Source organism: Pseudoroseomonas cervicalis ATCC 49957, from assembly GCF_000164635.1.
Taxonomy (GTDB): domain Bacteria; phylum Pseudomonadota; class Alphaproteobacteria; order Acetobacterales; family Acetobacteraceae; genus Pseudoroseomonas; species Pseudoroseomonas cervicalis.
Window position 1 is genome coordinate 1 of sequence record NZ_GG771016.1, and the last position, 2,284, is coordinate 2,284.

The 2,284-nt window shown below is 74.5% G+C and carries 2 protein-coding genes and 1 pseudogene; all 3 read right to left on the reverse strand.

From position 1 onward, the window contains the following. Positions 1–195: pseudogene (locus HMPREF0731_RS21350) on the reverse strand (hypothetical protein); the annotation flags it as partial. Continuing rightward, complete coding sequence (locus HMPREF0731_RS21355; RefSeq protein ID WP_007006325.1) at positions 195–1,346, reverse strand: acyl-CoA dehydrogenase family protein; 1,152 nt, start codon at positions 1,344–1,346, stop codon at positions 195–197. The gene HMPREF0731_RS21355 and the pseudogene HMPREF0731_RS21350, both read right to left, overlap by 1 nt. Before the next feature lie 13 nt (positions 1,347–1,359). Further along, positions 1,360–2,284 (reverse strand): Bug family tripartite tricarboxylate transporter substrate binding protein (locus tag HMPREF0731_RS21360; RefSeq protein ID WP_007006326.1); only part of this gene is annotated, 925 nt, incomplete at its 5' end.

A 2,284-nucleotide genomic window follows, 5' to 3' on the forward strand; every position in this document is an offset into this window, starting at 1 on the left:
GGCCGGGCTGAGGCCCGCGCCGCCGGCGGCTTCCGGCACCAGCGCGTCGGCGAAGCCGCCCTGCTCAATCGCGGCCCACAGCGCCGTGCCCGCGCCGCCCTCCAGGATGGCGCGCGTGGCGGCGGCCGTGGCGTGGCGGGAGAACAGTTCCGCCGCCGCTTCGGCCAGCAGAGTGTCGGACGGAACAGCATCCATCAGCGGAGCCCCATGCCGCGCGCGATCATGCCGCGCAGGATTTCGCGCGTGCCGCCGCGCAGCGAGTAGGAAGGCGCCATGGCGCTGGTATAGGCCAGGGCGCGCAGCAGCGCGGCAGGCGGCTCGCGCGCCGGGTTCTCGCCCAGCCAGTCCTCCAGCAGGACGGGGATGGCCTGCTCGAACTCGGTGCCGAGATCCTTCACCAGCGCCGCCTCGACAACCGGGCTTTCGCCGCGCACCAGCCGGTCGGTGACGGAAACCGACATGGCGCGCAGCACGGCCAGATGCGACAGCAGGCGGCCGATGCGCGCCCGCGTGGCCGGGTCCGACGCGCCACTCTCGCGCAGCCAGGCGAGCCAGGTGTCGAGCAGCACGGCGGAGGAGAGCACACGCTCCGGCCCGCTGCGCTCGAAGGCCAGTTCGGCATTCACCTGCGCCCAGCCCGCGCCTTCCTCGCCGACCAGCGCATCGGCGGGCAGCAGCACATTGTCGAACACCACCTCGTTGAAATGCGCGTCGCCCGCCAGGTCGCGGATCGGGCTGATGCGCACGCCGGGCAGCGACAGGTCGACGATGAACTGGGACAGGCCCTTCTGCCGGTCCTGCGCCGTGCCGGAGCTGCGCGCCAGCGCGATCATGTAGTGCGAGTGGTGCGCGTTGGTGGTCCAGACCTTGGCGCCGTTCAGCCGCCAGCCCTCGCCCTCGCGCACCGCGCGGGTGGAGACGCTGGCGAGGTCCGAGCCGGTGTCCGGCTCGCTCATGCCGATGCAGAAGAAGCTTTCGCCGCGGCAGATGCGCGGCAGGTGGAAGCGCCGCTGCGCCTCGGTGCCGAAGCGCAGGATCAGCGGCCCGCTCTGCCGGTCGGCGATCCAGTGCGCCGAGACGGGGGCGCCGGCGGCGAGCAGCTCCTCCACCAGCACGTAGCGGGCGAAATGGCCGCGCCCGGCGCCGCCATACTCCGGCGGCAAGGTCAGGCCGAGCCAGCCCTGCGCGGCCAGCGCCCGGCTGAAGCCGGCATCGAAGCCCATCCAGGAACGGGCGCGGATCTCGGGCGGGATCCGCGGCACATGCCGCGCCAGGAAGGCGCGGATGGCGGGGCGCAGCGCCTCGTCTTCGGCGGGAATGGTGGCGAGCGGCAGGGCGGCCAGCATGGCGGGGCCTCCCTCAGTCCAGCCGCACGCCGCTGGCGGCGATCACCTGGCCCCAGCGCGCGGTCTCGGCGCGCAGATAGGCGCCATAGGCGTCCGGCGTGCTGCCCAGCGGCTCGGTGCCCTGCTCGGCCAGGCGCGCGCGCAGATCGGCATCGGCCAGGGCGGCGAGCGCCGCGGCGTTCAGCCGCGCCACCACCGCCTCCGGCGTGCGGGCGGGCACCATCATCCCCTGCCAGGCGCCGACCTCGAAGCCCGGGATCAGCGCCTCGGCCACCGCCGGCACGTCCGGCAGCGGCGCGAGGCGGCGCGGGCTGGTGACGGCGATGGCGCGCAGCCGGCCGTCGCGGATCAGCGGCAGGGCGGAGTTCACCGTGTCGGTGAGGAACTGCACGCGGCCGGCGGCGGCGTCGAGCAGGGCCGGCGCGCTGCCGCGATAGGGCACGTGTACCGCCTCCAGCCCCTGGTCGCGCAGCAGCAGGAAGGCGCCGAGATGGGTGACGTTGCCATTCCCCGCCGAGCCGTAGGTGAGCTGGCCGGGGCGTTCCTTCACATAGGCCACGAACTGCGCGGGGTCGCGCACCGGCAGCCCGGCATGCACCGCCAGCACCAGCGGAATGGTGGCGGTGAGCGCCACCGGCCGCAGGTCGCGCAGCGCGTCATAGGGCAGCCTCGTGTAGAGCGCGGGGCTGAGCGCGATGGAGGAGGTGTTGTAGAGCACGGTGTGGCCATCCGGCTCCGCCTTGGCCACCGCGTCATTGCCGAGGTTGCCGTTGGCGCCGGGCCGGTTCTCGGCGATCAGCGGCTGGCCCAGCTCGCGCCCCATGCGCTCGGCCATCAGCCGCGCGACGATGTCGGTCGGCCCGCCGGGCGGGAACGGGATGACCAGGCGGATCGGCCGCTGCGGCCAGGCCTGCTCCGCGCGGGCGGCGCGCGGGGCG